Raw genomic sequence first — 23,492 nt, 5'->3', positions numbered from 1 at the left:
AACACAGCAATATAAGGAGGTTGTACTATGGGATATAAAATAGCTGTAGCAGGTAAGGGTGGTACCGGCAAAACTACTTTGACAGGTCTTTTAATAGATTATTTGACAAAAAAAGGTTCAGGACCTATTTTAGCAGTAGATGCTGATGCAAATGCTAATTTAAATGAAGTACTTGGAACAGACATTGAGGAAACTATTGGAGAAATAAAAGAGGACGTAAATAAAAAATCACTTGAAGGGGATAATTTTCCTGGAGGTATGATGAAAGCAGATTATTTAAAGTATAAATTAAATGCATCAGTAGCTGAAGGAGACGGTTATGACCTTATTGTTATGGGAAGATCCCAGGGGCCAGGATGTTATTGTTATGTTAATGGAATACTTAAAGCACAAGTGGATTCACTTTCTGGTAATTATGATTACATAGTAGTTGATAATGAAGCAGGAATGGAACACTTAAGTAGAAAACTTATAGATCCTATTGATACTCTATTTCTGATAAGCGATTGTTCCAGAAGAGGCATACAGGCTGTTGGAAGAATAAAACGGTTAGTTGCTGAATTAAAGTTAAAAGTTGGCCAAATCTTTCTTATCGTAAATAGAGCTCCAGAAGGTAAATTGAATTCAGGAATAAAAGAAGAAATAAAAAAGCAAGAACTGGATTTAGTAGGAGTTGTGCCGATGGACCAAATGGTCTATCAATTTGATTCAGATGGAAAAGCATTAGTAGAGCTGCCAGAGGATTCTTCATGCAGAAAAGCATTGAATGAAATACTATCAAAAATTCAATTTGAAAATTAAATTAAGGAGGCATACATTATGTTCAAAAAACCAACACAAAAATTTTCAGGCAAAATTGGTGAAGTTGAAATTGGAACAGGAGAAAAAGTATTAAAATTAGGAGGAGAATCAGTATTACCATTTTACACTTTTGATGGAGATACAGGAAATAGCCCAAAAGTAGGTATGGAAATTTTGGATGTATATCCAGAAGACTGGATAGATCCTTTAAAAGACATATACAAGGATGTTGCAAAAGATCCTGTTAAATGGGCACAATTTGTAGAAGAAAAATATAGTCCAGATTTTATATGCCTAAGACTTATAAGTGCTGATCCAAACGGTACAGATGCTGCACCAGAAGATTGTGCTAAAACAGCTAAAGCAGTAGTTGAAGCTATAAAAACTCCATTAGTAGTTGCAGGTACAGGAAATCATGAAAAAGATGCAAAATTATTTGAAAAAGTTGCTCAGGAAACTGAAGGACACAATATACTTTTAATGTCTGCAGTAGAAGATAATTATAAGACAGTAGGAGCTGCAGGCGTAATGGCTTATAATGACAAAGTTGTAGCTGAATCTTCAGTTGACATAAACCTTGCAAAACAGATAAATATTTTAATGAATCAACTTGGAATAGACAATACAAAGTTTGTTGACAACGTAGGATGTGCGGCAGGTGGATATGGTTATGAATATGTTATATCAACTTTAGACAGAGTAAAACTTGCAGCACTTGGTCAAGATGATAAAACTCTTCAAATTCCTATAATAAGCCCTGTTTCTTTCGAAGCTTGCAAAGTAAAAGAAGCAATGGATTCAGAAGAAGATTCACCACAATGGGGAAGTCAGGAAGACAGAACAGTTTCCATGGAAGTTGCAACAGCATCCGGAGTATTAGCATCAGGAACAGATGCTGTAATATTACGTCATCCAAAATCTGTAGAAGTAATTAGAAATTTTATTAAGGAATTATTAGGTTAATTAAAATTTATACTGGGATTAAATAAGGAGGATTAAAAATGGCTTTAACAGGATTAAATATATTTAAATTAACACCAAAAAAGAATTGTAAGGATTGTGGTTTTCCTACTTGTCTAGCTTTTTCAATGAAAGTAGCAGCAGGAGCTGTGGAAATAGGAAAATGTCCTCATATGAGTGATGAGGCAATGGAAAAATTAGCTGAAGCTACTGCACCAATTATGAAGACAATAACTATTGGTAAGGGAGATAATGAATATAAATTAGGTGGAGAAACTGTTTTATTCCGTCATGAAAAAACTTTTGTAAATAGAAATAGATTTGCAGTTGCATTTTCCGATAGTATGGATGATGCAGAAGTAGATGCTAAGATCCAACATATAAAAGATGTAGATTATGTTAGAATCGGTGAACAAATGAAAACCGAATTTGCTGCAATAAAATATGCAGGAAATAAAGACAAATATCTTGCTTTGATAAATAAAATAAAAGCAAGTGGAGTAAAAGTAGCTTATGCTCTAGTTTGTGAAGATGCAGCAGTAATGAAAGAAGCTCTTCCACTAGTTAAAGATGAAAATCCATTAGTTTATGGAGCTAATAAAGATAACTTCAAAGAAATGGTTGAACTTGTAAAAGAAGATAAATTAGCTTTAGGTGTAAAGGCAGACGGATTGGAAGCTCTTTATGGTTTAGTAGAAGAAATACAAAAATTAGGATATAAGAACTTAGTACTTGATCCAGGTGGAAAATCCATTAAAGAAGCTTTTGAAAATACAGTTCAAATTAGAAGAATAAATATTGAAAATCAGGATAGAACTTTTGGATATCCTTCTATACTATTCCTAGATGAACTTACTAAAGCTGATAAATTTATGGAAGTAGCTTTATCTACATTATTTACTTTGAAATATGGTTCATTACTTGTTTTAAGTGATATGGATTATGCAAGAGCACTTCCTCTTTATAGTATAAGACAGAATGTATTTACAGATCCACAAAAACCAATGACAGTTGACTTGGGTATACATGGAATAAATAATCCAGATGAAAATTCACCAGTATTATGTACTGTTGACTTTGCTCTTACTTACTTCCTAGTTTCAGGAGAAGTTGAAAGATCTAAAGTTCCAGTATGGATGGTTATACCAGATGCAGGCGGATATTCTGTTCTTACATCCTGGGCTGCAGGTAAATTTACTGGTGCTTCAATAGCTGATGAAATAAAGAAGTGTGGAATATCAGATAAAACTAAGAACAGAACTCTTATAATTCCAGGAAAGGTTGCAGTTTTGAAAGGTGAGTTAGAGGAACTTCTTCCAGATTGGAATATAGTAATTAGTAGTACAGAAGCTATGTTTATTCCTAAGTTATTAAAAGAGTTAACTGCTAAGTAAGAATTATTATAAGTAAAAAATAGGCAATGATTAAAAGTTTTTAATTATTGCCTGACAATATAAATTAATACTAGTTTATAAAGATTAAGGTAAATAGGAGGTCATCTGAACATGGATAAATTTATGATCATAGGCGAAAGAATTCACTGTATATCTCCATCTATAAGAAAGGCTATTGAGGAGAGAAATCCTGAACCAATATTCAAAAGAGCAAAAGAACAATTGGATGCAGGAGCTAATTATTTGGATTTTAATATAGGACCAGCAAGAAAAGATGGAGAAGAAATAATGCAGTGGGGTGTTAAGGCTCTTCAAAGTGAATTTGACAATGTTCCACTAGCACTTGATACAACAAATAAGAAGGCTATAGAAGCAGGACTTAAAGTTTACAATAGAGAAAAAGGAAAACCTATCATAAATTCTGCAGATGCAGGAGAAAGAATTGGAAATATAGATTTAGCTGCAGAATATGATGCTATGAGCATAGCACTTTGTGCAAAAGAAGGAATAACAAAGGATAATGATGAAAGAATAGCATATTGTACAGAAATGCTTGAAAAAGGTATGGGTCTTGGAATGGAGCCTACAGATTTACTGTTTGATCCATTATTCTTAGTAATAAAGGGTATGCAGGATAAACAAAAAGAAGTATTAGAGGCTATTAAATTAATAAGTGATATGGGTCTTAGAACTTGCTGTGGATTAAGCAATGTTTCAAATGGAGCACCTAAGGAAATAAGACCAATAATGGATGCAACTTTTGCAGCTATGGCAATACAATGTGGTCTTACTTCTGCAATAATGAATCCATGTGATAAAAGATTAATGGAGACTATAAAGACTTGTGATGTTGTAAATGGTGCTGTTTTATATGCAGATTCTTACTTAGAGTTATAATATATAATATTTTAAATTAGGAGGGGCTAAAAATGAATTTATATCAAACTGTATTCACTGGTTCAAAGCAGGCTTTAGCAGCTGCTGAAGGCATAGTTAAGCAAGCTGTTGACGAGAAGGGTAAAGACTATAAAGTAGCATTTCCTGATACTGCATATTCACTACCAGTAATTTTTGCAGCTACAGGAAAAAAGATAACTACTGTAGGCGAATTAGAAGGTGCACTAGACATAGTAAGAAGTTTGATAGTTGAGGAGGAAATGCTTGATAAGCTTTTAAATTCAGGACTTGCAACAGCTGTTGCAGCAGAAATTATAGAAGCTGCAAAGTATGTCCTTTCAGATACTCCTTATTCAGAACCATGTGTAGGATTTATCTCAGATCCAATAATTAGATCATTTGGAGTACCGCTTGTTACAGGTGATGTTCCAGGTGTAGCAGTTGTACTTGGAGAATTTCCAGATTCTGAAACTGCAGCGAAAGTAATAAAGGATTACCAATCAAAAGGATTACTTACTTGTTTGGTAGGCAAAGTAATAGATCAGGCTATAGAAGGCAAAGTTAAGATGGGACTTGACCTCAGGGTTATTCCACTTGGATATGACGTTACATCCGTAATTCATATTGTAAGTTTTGCTATAAGAGCTGCACTTATATTCGGAGGACTTAAGGGCGGACAGTTAAATGAAATATTGAAATATACAGCGGAAAGAGTACCTGCTTTTGTAAATGCATTTGGACCATTAAGCGAACTTGTAGTTTCAGCTGGTGCAGGAGCTATAGCACTTGGATTCCCTGTAGTAACTGATCAGGTTGTACCAGAAGTTCCTACATTGTTGTTAACTCAAAAAGATTACGATAAAGTTGTTAAAACTTCATTAGAAGCTAGGAATATAAAGATAAAAATAACTGAAATTCCAATTCCAGTTGCTTTTGCAGCAGCATTCGAAGGTGAAAGAATAAGAAAGAATGATATGCTTGCAGAATTTGGTGGAAATAAGACTAAGGCTTGGGAATTAGTTATGAAAGAGGATTCTGGTTCAGTTGAAGATCATAAGATAGAAGTTATAGGACCAGATATAGATACTATAGATAAGGCTCCTGGAAGGATGCCTCTTGGAATGCTTATTAAAGTAAGTGGAACAAATATGCAGAAAGATTTTGAGCCAGTGCTTGAAAGAAGACTTCATTATTTCTTGAACTATATAGAAGGAGTAATGCATGTTGGTCAGAGAAATATGACTTGGGTAAGAATAGGTAAGGAAGCTTTTGAAAAAGGATTTAGATTGAAACATTTTGGAGAAGTAGTATATGCTAAAATGTTAGATGAATTTGGTTCAGTTGTAGATAAATGTGAAGTAACTATAATAACTGATCCAGATAAGGCTGAAGAATTTGAAGGCAAATACGCTATACCAAGATATGCAGAAAGAGATGCAAGACTTGAATCATTAGTTGATGAAAAAGTTGATACTTTTTATTCATGTAATTTGTGTCAATCCTTTGCACCTGCACATGTATGTATAGTAACACCTGAAAGACTTGGACTTTGCGGTGCAGTTTCATGGCTTGATGCTAAAGCTACACTTGAATTAAATCCAACAGGACCATGCCAGGCAGTTCCAAAAGAGGGTGTGGTTGATGAAAATTTAGGTATTTGGGAAAAAGTAAATGAAACTGTTTCAAAAATTTCTCAAGGCGCTGTAAATAGCGTTACATTGTATAGTATATTACAAGACCCAATGACTTCCTGTGGATGTTTTGAGTGTATTACAGGTATAATGCCAGAAGCAAATGGTGTTGTAATGGTAAACAGAGAATTTGGTGCAACCACTCCTCTTGGAATGACATTTGGTGAACTTGCATCTATGACAGGTGGTGGAGTTCAGACTCCAGGATTTATGGGACATGGAAGACAATTTATAGCTTCAAAGAAGTTTATGAAAGGTGAAGGTGGACTTGGTAGAATAGTCTGGATGCCAAAAGAATTAAAAGACTTTGTTGCAGAAAAGTTAAACAAGACAGCAAAGGAATTATATAATATAGATAATTTTGTAGATATGATCTGTGATGAAACTATAGCTACAGAATCTGAAGAAGTATTAAAATTCTTGGAAGAAAAAGGTCATCCTGCATTAAAGATGGATCCAATAATGTAGTAAAATTTTTTAAGTACTTAAATGATAGTGACAGGAGCAACTGTCACTATTGTTTTAATCAATGAATTATCCAGGGGTGTAGCTGGAGTGTTACATTAGGTAGCCATTGGATAAAAAATTTAATTTATAGAGGAGTGTTATTTATGAATTTTCCAAAAGAATTAAAGTATAGCAAAGAACACACATGGGCAAAGATTGAGGGAGACACAGCACTTATAGGCATAAGTGATTTTGCACAGGATCAACTTGGAGAGATATTATTTGTAGAAATGCCAGATGTAGGAGATGAAATTACTCAAGGAGTTTCTCTTGGAGTTGTTGAATCATCTAAAAAGGCTTCAGATGTAATATCTCCATTATCTGGGGAAGTGCTGGAGATTAACGAAAAGCTAGATGATGAACCAGAGTATGTAAATGAGAATGCTTATGATGCATGGATAGTAAAAATAAAAGTAAAAGACGGTGGTGAAGTTAAAAACTTGGAAGATGCTTCTGAATACGAAGCAGGTTTGAAATAAACAAAGGTTACTTTTCACAAGGAGGTATTCACAAAATATGGTAAAGGTTAAATTTACTCCATACAACAAAGAGATAGATGTTTTAGAAGGAGAAAATCTGCTAGAGGTTATCAGAAAAGCAGGTGTATTCATAGACACTCCATGTAATGGAAGTGGGTCCTGTGGAAAATGTAAAGTTAAGATAATAACTGGAAATGTTATATCAGAAAATAGCAGGCACATTACGGAAAAGGAAGAAAAGGAAGGATATGTGCTTGCTTGTCAGTGTAAAGTTAAAGAAGATATAGTAGTAGAAATACCAGGCACTGCATCCTCTTCAATGCATGGAATGAAAATAGAAGATTTCTCAAGCAAGAGAGAGTATGATATATTTGAAAGAGCTAAAAATCAAATATTAAAATGTGGTATGGAATTTAAGACTTATGTAAGGAAGGATTATTTAGAGTTAGATCCTCCTAATTTAAATGATAATATATCCGATTTTGAAAGATTGAAAAGGCATATTAAAAATCATTTAAATTGTAATAATGTATTTTGTAGATTGCCCATATTGAGGAAGATACCTCAGCTTTTGAGAGAGGCAGATTTTAAAGTAACCATAACTCATATACCTAGAGGAGTAGGTAAAACTACAATTATTGATATAGAAAAAGGGGATACGACAGATAAGATTTATGGAGTGGCAGTGGATATTGGCACTACATCTGTAGCAGCTTGCTTGGTGGATTTATACAATGGTGAATTAATTGCAAAAGCTTCATCTGGAAATGCTCAAATAAAGTATGGAGCAGATGTTATAAATAGAATAATGTATTCTACTAAAGGTAATGGACTACAGGAATTGAATAATGCAGTGATACAGGAAACTATAAATCCCCTCTTAAATAAGATGTATATGGATTCAGGAATAAGAAAGGAACAAGTGGTATCCTTTGTTACGGCTGGTAATACGACTATGTCTCATCTTTTTTTGGGGTTGTATTCAAATTTTTTAAGAATGGAGCCATATATACCTGCTTTTGTTAAGACTCCTTTTATAAAAGCTTCTGAACTAAATATAGAAGTTAACCCTGAAACATTTATATATTTGATCCCTTGTGTAGCAAGTTATGTAGGGGGAGATATAACTGCAGGTGTATTGTCTTCGGGAATGTGGAATACTGAAGATAATATACTATTTATAGATTTAGGAACAAATGGTGAGATTGTATTTGGAAATAAAGAATATCTGATGACCTGTGCTTGTTCTGCAGGACCTGCCTTTGAAGGTGGAGAAATAAGTTGTGGAATGAGGGCATCAGGAGGTGCTATAGAAAAAGTTAAAATAGGTAGTGACTATGAACCTATAATTAGCGTTATTGGAAATGAAAAGCCTCTTGGAATATGTGGCTCAGGTATTATAGATTTAATATGTTCAATGATGTTTGCAGGAATTATCGATAGGAAGGGCAAAATAGTAAAAAATTTAAAAACTAATAGAGTTAGATTTGATGAAAACGGAATTGGGGAATATATTTTAGTTTTTAAAGAACAATATGATTTAGATAGGGATGTAAGTATAACAGATGTGGATATAGACAATTTTATCAGAGCAAAAGCAGCAATTTATTCTGGAATTACTACACTTTTAAATAACCTGGGAATGGATTTTACCATGATAGATAAAATCTATATAGCAGGAGGCATAGGAAATAGTTTAAATATAGGTAATGCTGTAAAGATAGGAATGCTGCCTGATATAGATCAGGATAAAATAAATTATATAGGTAATAGTTCTCTTATGGGATGCTATTTGACACTGATGAGTGAGGATGCAAGGCACAAATTGGAGGAAATAGCAAACCATATGACCTATGTAGAGCTTAGCGTAGATCCATTATATATGGATCAGTTTGTATCAGCTTGCTTTTTACCACATACGGATATAGAAAAATTTCCTACTGTTAAAAAGCTTTTAGATAAATCTCTTTAGTCATATTCAAATTAATATGTTGCCATTTCATTGTTGTGTTATTTTAATAACATAGTAAAAGGAGTATACTTAACTTGAAAGTTAATTTTTGACTTAGGGTAAACATTTATTCTGATATCAGATTAAGCAAATTATTTATCTGATATCAGAATTAGCACCCTGCTTATGTGTAAAATTTAAGAGGAGGTAATTGAAAATGTGTGAATCAACAGCTTATTTGGTAACACCTGAAGGTGAACGTAAAATTATGGATTATGTAGTGGATATAGTTCCAAAAGAAAATGGTAAGTTGTCATTGACAGACATTTTAGGAGAAGAAGAGATAATAGAAGGAATGTTAAAGGAAGTAAGACTTTTGGAGCATAAGATTGTAATAGAAAAGGCAATGTAGCTATTGTATAAAGGAGGTACTAGAATGAACAACGGACATGAATGCCACCACCATCATGACGATACACCTCATACTCATGAACATTATCATGATGGTATAGCTCATACTCATACACATGTTCACGATGATGATCACCATCATACACATGAAATGTTAGATGGAGATGAAAGTAAGGAAGAAAAAACATTAAAGATACTTTTAGGTCATTGGGTAGAGCATAATAAATCTCATGAAGAAGGATTTGCAGAATGGGTAGAGAAAGCAAGAAATATGGGAAAAGTAGAAACTTCACAATTTATTGAAAAAGCAATTGGCTTTATGAAACAGGCTGACAATATGTTGGAAGAAGCAGAAAAGCATATGGAATAGTTTAGATTAAGTTTGTTAAACAACTTCAATTTTATCAATTAATCTTACTTAGTGGAACCCACTAAGTTTGGATGAATTATCTAGGGGCGTAGCTACTGTTATCTCCCACTTTGATAGAAGTGGGAGTGTTACAGTAGATAGCCATCAGATAGAAAAATATAGGGTTGAAGTTGTTTAACCATATATACCATCGATGGATGAGATTATATAATTATTAGAAAATTAAAAAAATAATAATGCTATTTGTTTTGGAGGGGTGTAATAGATGTACAAGAATGGTATAGACAAAAAACCAAAGGATGAAATACCCTATGATCACTATAAAAGTGTATTTAAAAATTTTAAACCTGAATTAATGGCAGAAAATACAGGGTGTGTATACAATGAATCCAGAGGAGAAATAGAAGTAAAGTTGATGGGGAAAAGTGTAATAGTAAAATATCCTTCCGGTGAGGTTCTTAATGAAGATGGCTCTGAGATAGAAAAATATCCTCCTAAGACTTTAATTTTGAGATATCTGATGCAGGGCAAAGGATTAGCACCTTCTGATAAATATATAACCTATAGAGAAGTGGATGGCGGAAATGTGTATTATAATAATTTTTATGGGAGATGTTTATTAAGATTATCTAAAACCTTTGGAAACAATATAAACAAATTTAAAGAAGTGTTTGAAAGTTTGGGAGCTCAAGAAGTAAGCATGGGGGATGCTGCTTATAAATTTAAATTTTTAAACAATATATATGTTATTTTTGCATTATGGGAAGGTGATGATGAATTTGCACCTTCGTCCCAGATATTATTCAATAGTAATGTGCCATTTTATTTTACGGCTGAAGATTTAGCTGTGGTAGGAGACACATCTATAGGAATTATAGCAAAATTAGCATATAAAAAATAAAAAATATGAGATGGGGGTCTTGTAAATGGAAAGTAATATGTTAAAGCCAAATGAAATATGCAGTGCTGCTGTAGGAGCGGGTTGTTCTAAGGCATCATTAAAGACTTATCAACAAGCAGTACTTGGAATACTCGCGGGGGCGTTTATTGCAATGGGTGGAGTTGTTTCTGCTGTTGTATCTCATGGTATAACAAATGTTGGAATTTCAAAATTTGTTGGAGGAGCTGTCTTCCCGGTAGGACTTATACTAGTAGTTATATGTGGAGCAGAACTTTTTACAGGAAATTGTCTGATGGTTGTGCCGCTGGCTGGAAAAGAAATAACATTTAAACCTATGATAAAAAATTGGGTAGTAGTCTATATATTTAATTTTGTAGGATCAGTTCTCATAGCGTTTTTAGTATTTGAATCAGGGGTTTTTGGAATGAGCAGTGGAAAACTTGGTGGAACAGTTATAAAAGTAGCGTCTACCAAAGCATCGCTTTCATTTGGAGCTGCTTTCTGCAGTGGAATAATGTGTAACTTTTTAGTGTGTCTTGCTGTATGGGGGGCTTTTGCAGCTAAAGATATAATAAGTAAAATAGCAATAATCTGGTTTCCTATAATGACTTTTGTAACTTGTGGATTTGAGCATAGTGTTGCCAATATGTACTTTTTAACAGCTGGACTTTTTGCAAAATCCAATGCTTCATTTGTAGCAGCATCAGGAATTTCACAAGATAAAATGATATCTGCATTTGGAATAGTTCATAATTTAATACCTGTAACTTTAGGTAATATAGTTGGAGGATCAGTATTTGTTGGGTTAGCATATTTTGTTGTTTATAAATATAAATCTTCTAAACCAAAGGAGAGCGTATATAAATAAGGCATTTTTATACCCTTGATTGTTATTTAATTATCATTTTCTATTCTTGAATAGTGTGATCGAATATGTTAAACTTAATATTAAGAAATATGGTTATGATAGAGTAAAAAGAGAGCCAAAATTTTAAGACATTTAATTGGTGCCTTAAGTTTGGCTCTTTTTGTTTTTTTACTATTATAAAGGAGGTATATTCAAGTATTTGATGCTACTATTATAGGAGCTGGAGTTGTGGGAAGTGCCATAGCAAGAGAGGTATGTAGATATAAACTTAATTTATGTGTGGTAGAAAAGGATTCTGATGTGGGAAATGGTACTAGCAAAGCAAATAGTGGTATAGTTCATGCTGGATTTGATGCAGAACCCAATACGTTAAAAAGTAAACTAAATGTGATTGGAAATAGTATGTTTGATAACCTCTCTAAAGAATTAGATTTCACATTTAAAAAGGTTGGTTCATTAGTGCTTTGCTTTAATAAATCTGAGGTGAAAAATCTGGAGAAATTAAAACAACAGGGGATTGTAAATGGAGTTCCTGATCTTGAAATAATAGATGGGGATAAAGTAAGACAAATAGAACCCAATATATCAAAAAATGTAGTTGCTGCACTATATGCTCCAACGGGAGGAATAGTTTGTCCTTATGAAATGACCATAGCACTGGCTGAAAATGCAGCTGTAAATGGAGTGAAATTTAAATTAAATACAAGAGTAATATCTTTAAAAAAGAGTAAGAAATTTTATATAATAGAAACAAATAGAGAAAATATAGAAACGAAACTTATAATAAACGCAGCAGGATTGTTTTCAGATGAAATTAATAATATGATAAGTGCTAGAAAAATTAAAATAGTTCCAAGAAAAGGGGAATATTGTTTATTTGATAAGACAGCAGAACATACAGTTTCAATGACTATATTTCAATTACCTACTAAGAAGGGAAAAGGAGTTTTAGTTACTCCTACAGTAGATGGAAATTTGCTTATAGGGCCTGATGCAGAAGATATAGAAGATAAAACAGACTTAACTACTACAAGTAGAGGGATAGATTTTGTAATTTCTAAGGCAGCTTTAAGTGTAAATAAGCTGCAAATGAAACAGATTATAACTTCTTTTTCTGGGCTTAGGGCACATAGTACAGAAGGAGACTTTATAATTGGAGAAGCAGAGGATGCGGAGAATTTTATAAATGCAGCAGGTATTGAATCACCTGGTTTAACCAGTTCTCCTGCTATAGCAGAAATGGTTAGAGATATTGTAGTTAGTAAGCTAAAACCAGAAAAGAACGATAAATTTAACCCTATAAGAAAAGGAATACCTAAATTTAGAGAAATGACAAATGAAGAGAGAAAACGTATGATTGCCAGTAACCCAAAGTATGGTAAAATTATATGTAGATGCGAAACTGTTACAGAAGGAGAAATATTAGATGCCATAAGGAGGCCTCTTGGTGCAAGGACAATGGATGCTGTGAAAAAGAGAACTAGGTCAGGCATGGGAAGATGTCAGTCAGGATTTTGCTCACCGAGAGTAGTTGAGATTTTGGCAAGAGAATTGAAGATCTCACCACAAGACGTAACTAAGTTTGGAAATAATTCAAATATATTAGTAGGAAAAGATAAACAGAGTTCTTGGCATCAGATAAATTAGGATAATTTGGAGGTTTAAAATATGCAAGAATATGATGTAGTAATAATAGGAGGCGGGCCTGCAGGGCTTGCAGCTGCTATATCAGTTAAAGAAGTAGGGATAGATAATATACTTATACTAGAGAGAGAAAATGAACTAGGGGGAATATTAAATCAGTGTATTCATAATGGATTTGGTCTCCATACTTTTAAAGAAGAATTGACAGGACCTGAATATGCTCAGAGATTTATAGATAAGGTAGAAGATTTAAAGATACAATATAAATTAAATACTATGGTGCTTGATTTAAATAAAGATAAGTGCATAACGGCTGTGAATGAAGAAGAAGGTATAATTGAAATAAAGGCTAAATCTATAATTTTATCTATGGGATGTAGGGAAAGACCAAGAGGAGCCATAAATATACCGGGAAGCAGATGTGCTGGGATATATACAGCAGGAGCAGCTCAAAAATTTGTAAATGTAGAAGGATATATGCCGGGAAAAGAAGTTGTAATACTTGGTTCTGGTGATATAGGTCTCATAATGGCAAGAAGAATGACGCTTGAGGGGGCAAAAGTAAAAGCTGTTGTGGAACTTTTGCCTTATTCTAGCGGGCTTAAGAGAAATATAGTGCAGTGCCTTGATGATTTTAGAATTCCACTGAGGTTAAGTTATACCGTAATAGATATAAAGGGAAAGGAAAGAGTAGAAGGCGTGACTATTGCTGCAGTAGGTAAAGATAGAAAGCCTGTTGAAGGTACTGAAGAATATATACCTTGTGATACTTTGCTTTTATCTGTTGGACTTTTGCCGGAAAATGAACTTTCGAGAAAAGCTGAAATAAATTTATCTGATGTAACAGGAGGACCTATAGTTGATGAAAGTTTGGAGACTAATGTAGACGGAATATTTGCCTGTGGAAATGTATTACATGTTCATGATTTAGTTGATAATGTAACATTAGAAAGCATAAATGCAGGTAAGAATGCAGCTAGATATGTAAAAGACGGAAAAAGATTTAGTGGACATAAAATAGAAGTTATAGCTGCTAGTGGTGTCAGGTATACAGTACCAAAGTATATAAATTCTAAAAATGTAGAAAAATCAGTAGATGTTAGATTTAGAGTAGGGGATGTATTTGAAGATAGTTTTATATCAGTTTATTTTGATAAGACGAGAGAAATGTACATAAAAAAGAGGATACTTACTCCAGGAAAAATGGAAACAGTTAATATTAGTAAAGAGCTGCTGAATAAATATACGAATTGTAGGGAGATAACAATAAAGCTGGAAAGGGAGCAGTAGTATGAGTACAAGAGAATTAACTTGTATAGGATGTCCTATGGGATGTCAGCTTTTAGTTAAGCTTAATAAGGATAAAGTTGTAGAAGTTACTGGAAATACATGTAAAAATGGAAAAGAGTATGGAGAAAAGGAATGTACTAATCCTACTAGGATAGTTACTTCTTCTGTATATGTAGAAGGCGGAGAAATGGATGTACTTCCAGTTAAAACAGAAAGGGACATCCCTAAAGACAGGGTATTTGATTGTATAAAGCTGCTCAAGGGAAAAGTAGTTAAGGCACCTATTAAAATAGGAGATATAATAGTAGAAAATGTAGTAAATTCAGGAATAAATATTATAGCTACGAAAAATGTAAAAAGAAGTAAGAGAAGCTAACATACTTACTTTTTTGCTACAGCAAGTAAACAGTAGTGTAACAGTAAATAAATATTATTCTAGAAGAATATGTTATAATAATATTGAGAATTTACTGGAGATAAACAGAGTTCTTGGTTTCAGGTGGAGTTTTTTCTCCATCTGAAACTTAGAAATCGTTATCTAGGGGCGTAGCAGCCGTTATCCCCCACTTTATAAGAAAAGCAGATATCCCAAATCTTTAATTTGGTGATAGTTGCTTTCACAGAGTGCGATGGGGGTATTACGGATGGTAACCATCGGATAAAGCTAGGAGGTATAATATGGATAAAATTACATTAGATGAATTGACAAATGAGCTTGGAAATTTTACACAGTTAAAACTTGAAAGCATACCAGATATAGATTTATACATGGATCAGGTAACTACTTTTATTGAAGAAAAGTTAGGATATTTAAAGAGAAATAAAGAAGATACAGCTATTACTAAAACTATGATAAACAATTATACTAAAGCAGGTATACTAATGCCGCCTAAAAAGAAAAAATATTCTAAGCAGCATATGATACTTATTATATTGACATATTACTTAAAACAAATTTTATCCATAGGTGATATACAGAGTTTATTTTCTTCTCTAGCTGAATCTATAAAAGAAGGAGAAGATCATACAAAAGATTTAGATAAGATATACCAGGATTTTTTGAAAATAGAAAAAATTCAAGTGGAGAGTTTTGTAAAAGATTTTAAATCGAAAATCACTGAGAATGATACCTTTAATTGTAATGGGGAAGAATTAGAACAGGATGAAAATAAACTTATAACAGTTGTAGTTATGTTGATTGTAAGGGCGAATATAGAAAAGAAAATGGCGGAAAGTATAATAGATAATTTCTTTGAAAAATAAATTGAGTACATAAACTTGCAGACTTGCAAATTTATGTACAAGTACAATAAGAGCTTAAAAAGTTATTTAAATAGTTTATTAAAACAATCTTTGCAAATCATGACTGTACCTTTGTTTGCAGATATTAGTTCACTACTACTTACTGATTTTTGACAAATTTCACATACGCGATGTTCATGCTCTTCATGGAAACTTGATGTTTTTTTAGTGTTTTTAAAGCTTCTTTTCTTATTTGGAGGAGGTGAGTAGTTTATAGGTTCATCTATGGTAGTTTTTTTAAAAACATTGTAGCTCATGTCATAAGTACTCTCACCAAATAACTCCAGTTCAAATCTAGGATAATCCTGGTCATAATGTTCTTCTATGATTAATCTTCTAATTTGGGCATCATTTATTATGAGTCCACTTTTTTCAATACCATCAAATATACTTTTAGTTATGTTGTTGGTATCAGGGTGTCTTTTTTTACTCTTATAGTATACTTTTAAAAGGGCTATAAGGGATTCTTCTATAACTAGTCCAGGATTTTGACTTCTGCATTCATAAGCTATTTCTTCTTCATAGAGGGCATATCTGTCGTGATATTTCCCGGAATTATAGGGCAATATGGCTCTTCCATTTACGTTAAACAGCTTAAAATTTGACTTAGATATAGGAGAACCTTTTACTACAATTTTTGCATAAGGTTTGATCATATTTATTTCTCCAGTATATAAAGTTTAGATAACTTAACTTTGCCACATAAGAAATTTTGAATTAATATAAAAATAATACGAAGCAAAGCCTCGCAAGTTAAGAATTAATAATGAAAAGTTAATAGTGAAGGATGATTTTTAGCTGCCGCAAAAAATCTTTAAATTTATATAAATCAGCAATGTTTCGCTTTAGCGAAACGAGTTATGAAAAGCTTAATCAAAGATTTTTTGTAGTGTAACGGAAAAAATCCACATTAACTATTAATTCTTCATTCTTAACTATTAATTAAAAAAGTTGCTTCGCAAAGTTTTTAAAATGTGAAAGTTGAGTTAAATTATAATATGGCTATATTATATCATATGGATTTTAAGTCCCGGGAAATAAGTTGGAAATATACTATACTATAAAAAAGATAAGTAGTATAATTCAATGGTAGCTAAACAAGTGGATTAGAGACAAATTTTAATAACTTTATATGAAATGTAGGAAGGTAAGAAATTATGGAAAGAGATATAAAAATACTTGCTATAGAGAGCAGCTGTGATGAAACTTCTGCAGCTGTGGTGGTAAATGGAAGAGATGTTTTGTCTAATATAATATCTTCGCAGATAGATATACATACGAAATTTGGAGGAGTAGTGCCAGAAGTAGCCTCAAGAAAGCATATAGAGGTTGTAAGTCTTGTAGCACAGCAGGCTATTGAAAAGGCTGGTATTACATTTGATGATATAGATGCTGTAGGAGTTACTTATGGACCAGGACTTGTAGGGGCACTCCTTGTAGGGCTTCAGTATGCAAAAGGATTAGCTTATGCACTTAACAAGCCTTTAATAGGAGTAAATCACATAGAAGGACATATAAGTGCTAATTTTATACAATATAAAGATTTAAAACCGCCTTTTGTATGTATGGTTGTATCTGGAGGGCATACTTATTTGGTTTATATGAAGGACTATGGAAAATTTGAGGTTATGGGTCAAACTAGAGATGATGCGGCTGGAGAAGCCTATGATAAAGTTGCAAGGGCTATTGGACTTGGGTATCCAGGAGGACCTAAAATTGATAAGTTAGCGAAGGAAGGAAATCCAGATGCAATTAAATTTCCTAGGGCAAATTTTCATGATGGAAGTTCCCTTGATTTTTCCTTTAGTGGCTTAAAATCTGCTGTGCTAAATTATTTGAATCAAAAGGAAATGAAAAATGAAGAAATAAACAGAGCTGATGTAGCAGCATCGTTTCAAAAGGCTGTAGTAAGCTTTTTAGTAGACAATGCTATGAAGGCATGCAAGTTGAAAAATGTAGATAAAATAGCTGTAGCAGGAGGAGTAGCTGCAAATAGCTGTCTTAGAGAAACTTTAAAAAATGCAGGTCATGAAAGGAATATAGAGGTTTTGTTTCCAGAGATTATATTATGCACGGATAATGGAGCTATGATAGGAAGTGCCGCATATTTTGAGTATATGAAAGGGACTAGAAGTCCTCTAAGTTTAAATGCAATTCCAAACTTAAAACTAGGAGAAAGATAGATAAGTTATAGAGTTTCTAACTTAAAAATAAACTTATACGTAAGAATATTTAACCGTATTTGCGGCTTACCAAAATATTCGGAGTATAAGTTTATTTTCGTTTAGAAACTCTATCATGTTGAATAATTTACCACAATATATTGAGTAGCATAAATAATATATAGAATATACTATTTACAAAATGCATTACACGATATATAATAAATGGTATCGATATTGATTTTCTGTATAAAGAAAAATTGCAAATAGCATATTAATATATATATTGTCAAACTATAAACTGTAGATAACAAATTCCATTGTAACGTATACATACAGTATTCACACACTATACAAGAAGATTTTCAAAATAAAACTGTTATGCAAGGCAAAAAAAATAAAAATTCAATTGAAATAATTTTGATACTTATATATAATAGTAATGTGACTCAGATATTTAATAGTAAATATTAATAAATATTAATGAATATTAATATTTATACAAAATATATAATTTTTATAAAAGGGGATGGCGTACTTGTTAAAGAGGTTTAAGAGGGTTCTTGTAGCGAATAGAGGAGAAATAGCCATAAGAATATTCAGAGCATGTAAAGAATTGGGAATAACTACTGTAGCAGTATATTCAAATGAGGATAAGAGATCTCTTTTCAGAACTAAAGCTGATGAATCCTATATGATAGGGAAAAATAAGGGACCTGTAGAAGCATATTTAGATATTGATGAAATAATAGATATAGCTTTGAAGAAAAATGTAGATGCAATACATCCGGGTTATGGATTTCTATCAGAAAATCCTGAATTGGCAAAAAAGTGTAAAGAAGCAGGTATTGAATTTATAGGACCTACATCAGATATGATGGAGATGCTTGGTGATAAGATAAAATCTAAGATTGTTGCACAAAAGGCTGGGGTTCCAACAATACCAGGAGTTCAAGAGGCTATAAAGACAGAAGAAGAAGCTTTAAAATTTGCTAAGTTCTGTGGATATCCTGTCATGATTAAAGCAGCTGATGGCGGTGGCGGCAGAGGAATGAGAATAGTAAGGGAAGAAAAAGATCTCGTAGAATCCTACAACAGTGCTAAAAACGAATCCAGAAAAGCTTTTGGTTCAGAAAAAATATATATTGAAAAATATATTGAAAGTCCAAAACACATAGAGGTGCAGGTACTCGGAGATAAGTACGGCAATATTGTCCATCTGTATGAAAGAGATTGTTCTATACAGAGGAGACATCAAAAGGTGATAGAATTTACACCATCTTTAGCCCTCTCAGAAGAAAAAAGACAACAAATATGTGAAGATGCTTTAAAAATTGCAAGAACTGTAGGATATACAAGTGCAGGTACCTTGGAGTTTTTGGTTGATAAAAACGGAAATCACTATTTCATAGAGATGAATACTAGAATTCAGGTAGAACATACTGTAACTGAAATGGTTACAGGAATAGATATAGTTCAAGATCAAATACTTATTGCAGAAGGGCATTCACTTGATTCTAAGGAAATAGGAATAAAATCTCAAGATGATATAGAGTTAAAAGGATATGCAATACAATGCAGAATTACGACAGAAGATCCTTTAAATAATTTTGCACCAGATACAGGAAGAATAGATATGTATAGAACTGGTTCTGGATTTGGTATAAGACTTGATGGAGGGAATGGATTTACAGGCGCAGTAATAAGTCCTCATTATGATAGTTTGCTAGTAAAAACTGTATCTTGGTCAAGAACTTTTGAAGATGCCATAAGAAAGGCAATAAGGTCTATAAATGAGACTGTTATATCAGGAGTAAAGACAAATGCAGACTTTATAATAAAAGTGTTAAGTCATGAAAAGTTTATAAAAGGTGAATGTGATACTAATTTTATTGAAGATAATCCAGATTTATTTGATATAAAACCAAAACTAGATAAAGAGATGAGTGTACTTAAATTTATAGGAAATAAAGTAGTAAATGAGACTCGTGGAAAGAAGAAGAAATTTAATATACCTATTGTACCAAAAGTAGAAGAAAATATTAAATTGAGTGGAACGAAGCAGATACTTGATACCAAAGGAGCAGATGGATTAGTTGATTGGATAAAATCACAAGATAAGCTTCTTATTACAGATACTACTATGAGAGATGCCCATCAGTCGCTTATGGCAACTAGGGTGAGAACTAGAGATTTGCTTAAGATAGCAAAAGCACAATCAGTATTGACAAACGATCTTTTCTCCATGGAAATGTGGGGAGGAGCAACTTTTGATGTAGCTTATAGATTTTTAAATGAATCTCCTTGGGAAAGACTAGAAAAACTTAGAGAAAAGGTTCCTAATATACTATTCCAGATGCTCATAAGAGGAGCTAATGCAGTAGGATATAAGAACTATCCTGATAATGTTATTAGAGAATTTATAAAACAATCTGCAGCTTCAGGTATTGATGTATTTAGAGTATTTGATGCTTTAAACTGGCTTAAAGGAATGGAAGTTTCTATAGATCAGACATTAAAAGAAGGAAAAATAGCTGAAGCATGTATGTGCTATACAGGAGATGTATTAGATGACAAGGAAGATAAATATACACTTCAGTACTATGTAAACTTAGCTAAAGAAATAGAGAAAACTGGAGCACAGATTCTTGGAATAAAGGATATGTCTGCCCTATTAAAGCCATATTCTGCTTATAAACTTGTAAAAGCACTTAAGAATGAGGTATCTATTCCAATACATCTTCATACTCATGATACTACAGGTAATGGTGTGGCAACAGTACTCATGGCTGCCGATGCAGGACTTGATATAGCTGATACTGCATTCAATAGTATGTCTGGGCTTACTAGCCAGCCAGCTTTGAATTCAATAGCAGCAGCACTTAAAAATACACCTAGAGATACTAAGTTAGATGCAGATAATCTTCAAAAAATATCTAACTATTGGGAAGATGTAAGGCCTATATACAGTCAGTTTGAGTCAGGACTTAAGTCAAGTACTGCAGAAATATACAAGTATGAGATACCAGGAGGTCAATATTCAAACTTAAAACCTCAGGTTGAAAGTTTTGGGTTGGGGGATCGTTTTGAAGATGTAAAGGAAATGTATAAGAGAGTTAATAAAATGCTTGGCAACATAATTAAAGTAACTCCTTCTTCAAAAATGGTAGGAGACCTGGCTATATTCATGATACAAAATGATTTAGATGAAAAGAATATTTATGAAAAAGGTAAGAGCTTAACTTTCCCAGATTCTACAATTTCTTACTTTAAGGGAATGATGGGTCAGCCTATGGGAGGATTCCCAAAGGAACTTCAAAAAGTAGTTTTAAAGGGAGAAGAACCTTTTACGGTAAGACCAGGAGAACTTTTACCACCAGAAGATTTTGCCAAAATAAAAGAGTATTTAACTAAAAAATATAAGAGAGAATTTAATAATAAAGAACTTATAAGCTATGCTATGTATCCTGATGTATATGAAGGTTATCTTAAATTCTTAAGTGAATATGGTGATCTTAGCAGAATGGAAAGTGAAACATTCTTCTATGGACTTGCGGAAGGAGAACTTTGTGAAGTTGAAATAGGAGAAGGAAAGAGTTTATTTGTACAGTTATTAGAGATTACAAAAGTTGATGATGAAGGATACAGATTCTTAGTATTTGAGGTAAATGGTATTAAGAGAGACATAAGGATAAAAGATAACTTGGCTTTCTCTGGATCAGGAATAAAAGAAAATTCATGTGTTATGGCAGATGAAGATGATGAAAAAGAAATAGGATCAAGTATACCTGGAAACATTGTTAAAGTACTTGTAAAACCAGGAGATAAAGTAGAAGAGGGCCAGAGCTTAATTGTAATAGAAGCTATGAAAATGGAAACAAATGTTTCAGCTGCTGAAGCAGGAGTAATTGATGGAGTATTTGTAAAAGAAGGCCAGAGAGTTAAAACTGGAGAACTTTTAATTAGATTAAAATAGGTAAATATTATTAAAGGTACTATTAGAGTTTCTAATAGTACCTTATTTTTTAATACTCTAATAGCTTAACTTCACTAACTTAACCAGTTATGTTAGAATATATTAATAATGACAATTTAGCGGTTTAAATTTAGGCATTTGAAAGAAAACAAATTGTAGGAAAGAGGTATGAAGATGAACAAAAATATTGGATTTATTGGATGCGGAAACATGGCTCAAGCTATAATTGGCGGAATAGTAAAGTCAGGATTAATTAACAGTAAAAGTATAATGGCAAGTAATAGATCTTATGAAAAACTTAAATCTACTGAAGAGAAATACGGAATTTTGACGGCTAAAAGCAATGATGAAGTGGCTAGATTTTCAGATTTGCTTTTTTTGAGTGTAAAACCAAACGTATATAAAAAAGTTATAGAAGAAATAAAAGAAGAAATAAAAGAAGATGTAGTTATTGTTACTATAGCTGCAGGTGTAGATATTAAATCTGTAGAAGGATGGTTCGAAAAGAAATTACCTATAATAAGAACTATGCCAAATACCTCTGCTCAAGTGGGGGAGAGTATGACTGCAGTATGTGTTAATGATGTAGTTAAAGAAGAAGATTTAAATTTTACGGTGGATATTTTTAAAAGCTTAGGAAGAGCGGAAATAGTAGATGAAAAACTTATGGATGCAGTTGTAGGTGTAAGTGGATCTTCAGGCGCCTATGTATATATGTTTATAGAAGCACTGGCAGATGGTGCAGTTTTAAGTGGAATGACAAGAAAAATGGCCTATGAATTTGCAGCACAGTCAGTTTTAGGTGCAGCAAAAATGGTACTTGAGACAGGACAGCATCCGGGAATACTCAAAGATAATGTATGTTCTCCAGCAGGTACAACTATAGATGCAGTTTATTCACTTGAAAAAAATAACTTTAGGGGAACGGTTATTGAAGCTGTGAAAAAATGTACAGAAAAATCAATTGAAATGTCAAAGCGTGTTTGATGTTATAGTAAGAAAGGTGCAGAACATATGGAAGGTATAGGATTAGTTTTAGAAGGCGGAGGTATGAGAGGATTATACACTGCTGGAGTATTAGACTTTTTTATGGAGAAGAATTTGTATTTCCCTTATGTTATAGGAGTATCCATGGGAGCTTGCAATGCATGCTCCTACATTTCAAGACAAAAGGGAAGAAACAAAAGGATAAACATAAACTATGTGAATGATTCCAGATATTTGAGCTGCAGAAATTTGATATTTAAGAAGGGACTTTTTGGAGTAGATTTTATATTTGATGAAATACCAAATAAACTAGAGATATTTGATAAAAAATCTTTCAATAATGCAAGTGAAAAATTTATAATAACAACTACAGACTGCGATAGAGGTGAACCTGTATATTTTGATAAAAATCAATGTTTAGATGAAGAAATATTTAATGTGATAAGAGCTTCTAGCAGCTTACCTTTTATGGCTTCTATAGTAAAATTTAGGGGGCTAAATTTATTAGATGGAGGAATTTCAGATCCCATACCTATAAAAAAATCTATAAAAGATGGGAATAATAAAAATGTAATTATTTTAACCAGAAATAAGGATTATGTAAAAAAGCCTTTTAGAATGAAATTTTTAGCAAACAAAATATACTATAATTATAAAGGGTTAGTGAATGCAATGATAGACAGACATAAAAAATACAACAATACTTTAAGCTATATAGAACAACTTGAAAGAGAAGGAAAGGTATTTGTAATAAGGCCTAAAGATCAGCTTAAAGTTAGGAGGATAGAAAAAGATAAAAATAAGCTCACTGAACTATATAATCAAGGGTATAAAGAAGCTTCACAGTGTTATGATAAATTAGAGAAATGGATTGTGGGGTAAATAATAGGAAGGGAGAATT

20 protein-coding genes are annotated in these 23,492 nt (G+C 32.7%); 19 read left to right on the top strand and 1 reads right to left on the bottom strand.

Annotated features, from left to right (window positions below; translation table 11 throughout):
• Positions 1-27 precede the first annotated feature (27 nt).
• The 15 genes from B5S50_RS08170 (at position 28) to B5S50_RS08100 (ending at position 15,427) form a co-directional block, all read left to right on the top strand.
• Complete coding sequence (locus tag B5S50_RS08170; RefSeq protein WP_065079733.1) at positions 28-801, top strand: AAA family ATPase; 774 nt, start codon at positions 28-30, stop codon at positions 799-801.
• Between the two features lie 18 nt (positions 802-819).
• Positions 820-1,764, top strand: coding sequence for an acetyl-CoA decarbonylase/synthase complex subunit delta (acsD, locus tag B5S50_RS08165; RefSeq protein ID WP_065079732.1), 945 nt, complete (start codon positions 820-822; stop codon positions 1,762-1,764).
• Positions 1,765-1,802: 38 nt separating this feature from the next.
• The gene (gene acsC / locus B5S50_RS08160) at positions 1,803-3,155 is read left to right on the top strand and encodes an acetyl-CoA decarbonylase/synthase complex subunit gamma (protein ID WP_217303547.1); all 1,353 of its coding nucleotides are present in this window, start codon (positions 1,803-1,805) and stop codon (positions 3,153-3,155) included.
• Between the two features lie 111 nt (positions 3,156-3,266).
• The gene (acsE, locus tag B5S50_RS08155; protein WP_013240360.1) at positions 3,267-4,052 is read left to right on the top strand and encodes a carbon monoxide dehydrogenase/acetyl-CoA synthase methytransferase subunit; all 786 of its coding nucleotides are present in this window, start codon (positions 3,267-3,269) and stop codon (positions 4,050-4,052) included.
• A 32-nt stretch (positions 4,053-4,084) separates the two neighbouring features.
• Positions 4,085-6,211: an acetyl-CoA decarbonylase/synthase complex subunit alpha/beta gene (acsB, locus tag B5S50_RS08150; protein WP_217303546.1), complete on the top strand. Its 2,127-nt coding sequence runs from the start codon at positions 4,085-4,087 to the stop codon at positions 6,209-6,211.
• A gap of 143 nt (positions 6,212-6,354) precedes the next feature.
• Positions 6,355-6,729 carry a glycine cleavage system protein GcvH gene (gcvH, locus tag B5S50_RS08145; protein ID WP_217303545.1) on the top strand — a complete coding sequence of 125 codons (375 nt, stop codon included), beginning with the start codon at positions 6,355-6,357 and terminating at the stop codon, positions 6,727-6,729.
• Between the two features lie 37 nt (positions 6,730-6,766).
• Positions 6,767-8,701 (top strand): corrinoid activation/regeneration protein AcsV, encoded by a 1,935-nt coding sequence (acsV, locus tag B5S50_RS08140; protein WP_217303544.1) that lies wholly within the window; start codon positions 6,767-6,769, stop codon positions 8,699-8,701.
• A 196-nt stretch (positions 8,702-8,897) separates the two neighbouring features.
• Positions 8,898-9,092 carry a CooT family nickel-binding protein gene (locus B5S50_RS08135; RefSeq protein WP_013240356.1) on the top strand — a complete coding sequence of 65 codons (195 nt, stop codon included), beginning with the start codon at positions 8,898-8,900 and terminating at the stop codon, positions 9,090-9,092.
• A 24-nt stretch (positions 9,093-9,116) separates the two neighbouring features.
• Positions 9,117-9,461 carry a zinc transporter gene (locus tag B5S50_RS08130; RefSeq protein WP_217303543.1) on the top strand — a complete coding sequence of 115 codons (345 nt, stop codon included), beginning with the start codon at positions 9,117-9,119 and terminating at the stop codon, positions 9,459-9,461.
• Positions 9,462-9,726: 265 nt separating this feature from the next.
• Positions 9,727-10,362 carry a DUF3786 domain-containing protein gene (locus tag B5S50_RS08125; protein WP_217303542.1) on the top strand — a complete coding sequence of 212 codons (636 nt, stop codon included), beginning with the start codon at positions 9,727-9,729 and terminating at the stop codon, positions 10,360-10,362.
• 25 nt (positions 10,363-10,387) lie between these two features.
• Positions 10,388-11,230 carry a formate/nitrite transporter family protein gene (locus B5S50_RS08120; protein ID WP_217303541.1) on the top strand — a complete coding sequence of 281 codons (843 nt, stop codon included), beginning with the start codon at positions 10,388-10,390 and terminating at the stop codon, positions 11,228-11,230.
• 189 nt (positions 11,231-11,419) lie between these two features.
• Complete coding sequence (locus tag B5S50_RS08115) at positions 11,420-12,877, top strand: NAD(P)/FAD-dependent oxidoreductase (protein ID WP_217303787.1); 1,458 nt, start codon at positions 11,420-11,422, stop codon at positions 12,875-12,877.
• A gap of 21 nt (positions 12,878-12,898) precedes the next feature.
• Positions 12,899-14,164 (top strand): NAD(P)/FAD-dependent oxidoreductase, encoded by a 1,266-nt coding sequence (locus B5S50_RS08110; RefSeq protein ID WP_065079723.1) that lies wholly within the window; start codon positions 12,899-12,901, stop codon positions 14,162-14,164.
• Position 14,165: 1 nt separating this feature from the next.
• A complete protein-coding gene (locus B5S50_RS08105; protein ID WP_065079722.1) occupies positions 14,166-14,540 on the top strand; it encodes a DUF1667 domain-containing protein in 375 nt (124 codons plus the stop codon).
• A 302-nt stretch (positions 14,541-14,842) separates the two neighbouring features.
• Positions 14,843-15,427 (top strand): DUF1836 domain-containing protein, encoded by a 585-nt coding sequence (locus B5S50_RS08100; RefSeq protein WP_065079721.1) that lies wholly within the window; start codon positions 14,843-14,845, stop codon positions 15,425-15,427.
• A gap of 62 nt (positions 15,428-15,489) precedes the next feature.
• Here B5S50_RS08100 and B5S50_RS08095 read toward each other — a convergent pair whose 3' ends face one another.
• Entirely contained in the window at positions 15,490-16,122 is a 633-nt protein-coding gene (locus tag B5S50_RS08095) for a RusA family crossover junction endodeoxyribonuclease (RefSeq protein WP_065079720.1), read from the bottom strand.
• Positions 16,123-16,623: 501 nt separating this feature from the next.
• Here B5S50_RS08095 and tsaD point away from each other — a divergent pair.
• The 4 genes from tsaD to B5S50_RS08075 all read left to right on the top strand — a co-directional run bounded on the left by tsaD (position 16,624) and on the right by B5S50_RS08075 (position 23,473).
• Positions 16,624-17,649, top strand: a complete 1,026-nt coding sequence (gene tsaD / locus B5S50_RS08090) for a tRNA (adenosine(37)-N6)-threonylcarbamoyltransferase complex transferase subunit TsaD (RefSeq protein ID WP_065079719.1) — start codon at positions 16,624-16,626, stop codon at positions 17,647-17,649.
• Between the two features lie 508 nt (positions 17,650-18,157).
• Positions 18,158-21,604, top strand: a complete 3,447-nt coding sequence (locus tag B5S50_RS08085) for a pyruvate carboxylase (RefSeq protein ID WP_207644840.1) — start codon at positions 18,158-18,160, stop codon at positions 21,602-21,604.
• Positions 21,605-21,778: 174 nt separating this feature from the next.
• On the top strand, positions 21,779-22,591 hold the full coding sequence (gene proC, locus B5S50_RS08080; protein WP_065079717.1) for a pyrroline-5-carboxylate reductase: 813 nt from the start codon (positions 21,779-21,781) through the stop codon (positions 22,589-22,591).
• Positions 22,592-22,618: 27 nt separating this feature from the next.
• Positions 22,619-23,473 (top strand): patatin family protein, encoded by an 855-nt coding sequence (locus tag B5S50_RS08075; protein WP_065079716.1) that lies wholly within the window; start codon positions 22,619-22,621, stop codon positions 23,471-23,473.
• The last annotated feature ends 19 nt before the right edge of the window (positions 23,474-23,492 follow it).

It is taken from the genome of Clostridium sp. 001 (assembly GCF_019056555.1).
GTDB lineage: Bacteria > Bacillota > Clostridia > Clostridiales > Clostridiaceae > Clostridium_B > Clostridium_B ragsdalei.
The sequence above is the reverse complement of the archived record's forward strand: the minus strand, read 5'-3'. Positions and strand labels throughout refer to the sequence as shown.

Coding starts and splice junctions, on each gene's coding strand:
- B5S50_RS08085 (WP_207644840.1), top strand. CDS start 18,158: ATGGCGTACTTGTTAAAGAGGTTTAAGAGGGTTCTTGTAGCGAATAGA.
- acsC (WP_217303547.1), top strand. CDS start 1,803: ATGGCTTTAACAGGATTAAATATATTTAAATTAACACCAAAAAAGAAT.
- B5S50_RS08105 (WP_065079722.1), top strand. CDS start 14,166: ATGAGTACAAGAGAATTAACTTGTATAGGATGTCCTATGGGATGTCAG.
- acsE (WP_013240360.1), top strand. CDS start 3,267: ATGGATAAATTTATGATCATAGGCGAAAGAATTCACTGTATATCTCCA.
- B5S50_RS08135 (WP_013240356.1), top strand. CDS start 8,898: ATGTGTGAATCAACAGCTTATTTGGTAACACCTGAAGGTGAACGTAAA.
- acsV (WP_217303544.1), top strand. CDS start 6,767: ATGGTAAAGGTTAAATTTACTCCATACAACAAAGAGATAGATGTTTTA.
- B5S50_RS08100 (WP_065079721.1), top strand. CDS start 14,843: ATGGATAAAATTACATTAGATGAATTGACAAATGAGCTTGGAAATTTT.
- B5S50_RS08125 (WP_217303542.1), top strand. CDS start 9,727: ATGTACAAGAATGGTATAGACAAAAAACCAAAGGATGAAATACCCTAT.
- gcvH (WP_217303545.1), top strand. CDS start 6,355: ATGAATTTTCCAAAAGAATTAAAGTATAGCAAAGAACACACATGGGCA.
- B5S50_RS08075 (WP_065079716.1), top strand. CDS start 22,619: ATGGAAGGTATAGGATTAGTTTTAGAAGGCGGAGGTATGAGAGGATTA.
- B5S50_RS08120 (WP_217303541.1), top strand. CDS start 10,388: ATGGAAAGTAATATGTTAAAGCCAAATGAAATATGCAGTGCTGCTGTA.
- acsB (WP_217303546.1), top strand. CDS start 4,085: ATGAATTTATATCAAACTGTATTCACTGGTTCAAAGCAGGCTTTAGCA.
- B5S50_RS08170 (WP_065079733.1), top strand. CDS start 28: ATGGGATATAAAATAGCTGTAGCAGGTAAGGGTGGTACCGGCAAAACT.
- B5S50_RS08110 (WP_065079723.1), top strand. CDS start 12,899: ATGCAAGAATATGATGTAGTAATAATAGGAGGCGGGCCTGCAGGGCTT.
- acsD (WP_065079732.1), top strand. CDS start 820: ATGTTCAAAAAACCAACACAAAAATTTTCAGGCAAAATTGGTGAAGTT.
- B5S50_RS08130 (WP_217303543.1), top strand. CDS start 9,117: ATGAACAACGGACATGAATGCCACCACCATCATGACGATACACCTCAT.
- tsaD (WP_065079719.1), top strand. CDS start 16,624: ATGGAAAGAGATATAAAAATACTTGCTATAGAGAGCAGCTGTGATGAA.
- proC (WP_065079717.1), top strand. CDS start 21,779: ATGAACAAAAATATTGGATTTATTGGATGCGGAAACATGGCTCAAGCT.
- B5S50_RS08095 (WP_065079720.1), bottom strand. CDS start 16,122: ATGATCAAACCTTATGCAAAAATTGTAGTAAAAGGTTCTCCTATATCT.